The organism is Streptomyces sp. NPDC005752, assembly GCF_040630715.1.
GTDB lineage: Bacteria > Actinomycetota > Actinomycetes > Streptomycetales > Streptomycetaceae > Streptomyces.
Map to the genome: position 1 here is coordinate 1 of NZ_JBEXYB010000088.1, position 3,677 is coordinate 3,677.

At 68.1% G+C, this 3,677-nt stretch carries 1 protein-coding gene; it reads right to left on the minus strand.

Going from position 1 to position 3,677, the window contains the following annotated elements; genetic code table 11:
- A partial coding sequence (locus tag ABZ441_RS33435; RefSeq protein ID WP_358981165.1) for an SDR family oxidoreductase occupies positions 1–3,677 on the minus strand: 3,677 nt, incomplete at both ends.

Sequence of the window (3,677 nt, forward strand, 5' to 3'; positions counted from 1 at the left end):
TCCCCCAACACCCCACCGTCAACCACACCATCCACCACCAACAACCCCGCACCACGAGCCACCAGACCCGCCACCACCGGACCATCCACCCCACCTGCAGCACACACCACCAACCAACCACCCGGAAGCGACTCCGACACCACACCCCCGACCGACTTCCACACCACCCGATAACGCCAAGAGCTGTCGTCTCCGGTACGTACGGCAGTCGGCTCCTCGAACCAGTAGTGCTCGTGCTGGAAGGCGTAGGTGGGCAGGTCGATGCGGCGGGCGCCGGTGCCGGCGAAGTACGCCGCCCAGTCGACGGCCGATCCGCGTACGTGGAGTTCGGCCAGCGCGGTGACGAGGGTCGTAGCCTCGTCGCGGTCCTTGCGCAGTACCGGGACGAACGCCGAGTCCTGGACACAGTCCTGGCCCATCGCGGACAGCACCCCGTCGGGTCCCAACTCCAGGTAGATGGTGGTGCCTTGGTCCTGGAGAGTGCGCATCCCGTCGACGAAGCGGACCGCCTCACGAACGTGACGCACCCAGTAGTCCGCCGAGCAGATCTCCTCGCCCGACACGACCACACCGGAGACGTTCGAGACGATCCCGATGCCGGGCGGGTGGAAGGTGAGGCCCTCCGCGACCGTGCGGAATTCGTCGAGCATGGCGTCCATGCGGGGCGAGTGGAACGCGTGGCTGACGCGCAGACGCTTCGTCTTGCGGTCCTGCGCTGCGAAGTGGCCGGCGATCGCGAGGACAGCGTCCTCGTCACCGGAAATCACGGTCGCGGAAGGCCCGTTGAGCGCGGCGATAGATACACCGTCGGTCAGCAGCGGCAGGACTTCGTCCTCCGATGCCTGGAGCGACACCATCGCCCCACCCGCCGGCAACGCCTGCATCAGACGACCACGCGCCGCCACCAGCTTCGCCGCATCCTCCAGCGACAGCACCCCCGCCACATGCGCGGCCGACAGCTCACCGATCGAGTGCCCCAGCAGATAGTCCGGCTTCACACCCCACGCCGACACCAAACGGAACAGGGCGACTTCAAGAGCGAACAGCCCGGCTTGGGTGAACTGCGTCTGATCCAGCAGCTCACCACCCTCGAACACCACATCCCGCACCGTCCGGTCCAGATGCCGGTCCAGCTCCGCACACACCGCGTCGAACGCATCCGCGAACACCGGATACGCCTGGTACAACTCACGGCCCATACCCGACCGCTGCGCACCCTGACCCGAGAACAACACCGCCGACCGTCCCTCGACCACCTCACCCCGCACGGTCCGGTCACCGACCAGCACCGCACGGTGCTCCAACGCCGCACGCGTCGTCGCCAGCGAGAACCCGACATCCACCGAATCCCGGCCCACGGCGAACGCCGACAACCGCTCCACCTGCGCCGAAAGACCCGCCTCCGACTTCGCCGACACCACCCACGGCACCACCGGCAACACGGCACCGGTGACGTCTTCCGCCGTCTCGATCACCGGTGCCTGCTCCAGGATCACGTGTGCGTTCGTGCCACTGATCCCGAACGACGACACCGCGGCACGCCGCGCATCACCCGTCTCCGGCCACGCCACCGACTCCGTCAGCAGCTCCACCGCACCCGCCGACCAGTCCACCTGCGACGACGGCTCATCCACATGCAACGTCTGCGGCAGCACACCGTGCCGCATCGCCATCACCATCTTGATCACCCCGGCCACACCCGCAGCAGCCTGCGTGTGCCCGATGTTCGACTTCAGTGACCCCAGGTGCAGCGGAACGTCCTCGGCACGCTCCTGCCCGTAGGTCGCGAGTACCGCCTGCGCCTCGATCGGGTCGCCCAGAGCCGTACCGGTTCCGTGTGCTTCCACGGCGTCCACCTGGGAAGACGACAGGCCTGCGTTCAGCAGTGCCTGCCGGATCACCCGCTGCTGCGACGGGCCGTTGGGCGCCGTCAGACCGTTCGACGCACCGTCCTGGTTCACCGCCGAACCCCGCAGGACAGCGAGCACCTCGTGGCCGTTCTGCCGCGCGTCCGAAAGCCGCTCGACCAGGAGCACGCCCACGCCCTCGGACCAGCCCGTACCGTCCGCCGCCTCGGCGAAGGACTTGCATCGGCCGTCCCCCGCGAGGCCGCCCTGCCGGGAGAACTCGGAGAACGTCACCGCGGTGCCCATCACCGTCACGCCACCGACCAGAGCCAACGAGCACTCGCCCGACCGCAGGGCCTGAGCGGCAAGGTGCAGAGCCACCAGAGACGACGAACACGCCGTATCCAGCGTGACGGCCGGCCCTTCGAGCCCGAAGGCGTACGAGATGCGACCGGACAGGACGCTCGTCGCGTTTCCTGTGAGCAGATGCCCCCCGACGCCCTCCACCTCACCGGCGTTGGCTCCCGACGCGTATCCCTGGCTCGCAGCTCCGGCAAAGACAGCGGTAGCGCTGCCGCGCAGGGAGAGCGGGTCGATGCCGGCCCGCTCGAACGCCTCCCACGACGTCTCCAGCAGCAGCCGCTGCTGGGGGTCCATCGCCAGCGCCTCACGCGGCGAGATCCCGAAGAACTCGGCATCGAAGTCAGCGGCGTCGTGCAGGAAACCGCCCTCGCGTGCGTACGAGGAACGCGGGTCGACGGACCATCCCCGGTCGATCGGGAAGCCGGTGATTCCGTCGGCTCCTTCAATGAGCAACGTCCACAGGTCCTCCGGAGAGCGAACGTCCCCGGGGAGGCGGCAGCTCATGCCCACGATGACGATCGGGTCGTCGCTCGTGACTGACGTGGCTGTCCCGGAAGCATCCGAATCCGCTCCCGCGCCGAAGAGCCGCGCACGGAGGTATTCCGCCAGAACAGCAGGGTTCGGGCAGTCGAAGACAAGAGTGGTGGGCAGACCCAGCCCGGTTTCCTTCTGCAGTCGGTTCCGCAGCTCGACAGCTGTCAGAGAGTCGAATCCCAGTTGCTGGAAAGCCCGGTCCGCAGGAATCCTGACCGTGTCCCGGTGCCCCAGAACGAACGCGACCTGCCGGCGTACGAGGTCGAGCAGCGCAGCAGCTCTCTCGGTGTCCGCAAGCGCTTCGAACCCTGCCGGGAGCGAGGAGGGCCGGGTGTCGGCAGGGACGGATGTGCCGAACTCGGTGAGCTCGCTCAGCAGAGGGCTCTCACGCACGGCGGTGAACGTCGGCGTGAAGATTTGCCAGTCCACATCGGCGACCGTGATCACGGCATCACCCTCGTCGAGCGCCTGCTCGAGTCCGGCTATCGCCGTGGTCGGCGCCATCGCGGTCAGGCCACGGCGACGAAGGTGCTCCGCAGCTTCACCACCGGCCATTCCACCCTCCGCCCAGGGGCCCCAGGCGATGGAGGTGGCGGTCAGCCCACGGGCCCGTCGGCTCTCGGCCAGACCATCCAGGTGCGCGTTGGCCGCCGCATAAGCGGCTTGACCTCTACTGCCCCAGACGGCACTGATCGAGGAGAACAACACGAACGCGTCGAGCGGCCGGTCACCGAAGACCGCATCCAGATTGTCCGCACCCGCCACCTTGGCCCGCAGCACCTCGTCGAAGTCGTCCGACCGTGTGTCGGTGAGCGGCGCCATGCGGTTGATGCCCGCGGCGTGGAACACGGAACGCACCGGACCGCCGGCAGCCTCAACCTCGGCCACCAGCCCAGCCAGAGCATGACGATCACTCACGTCACACGCAGCGAC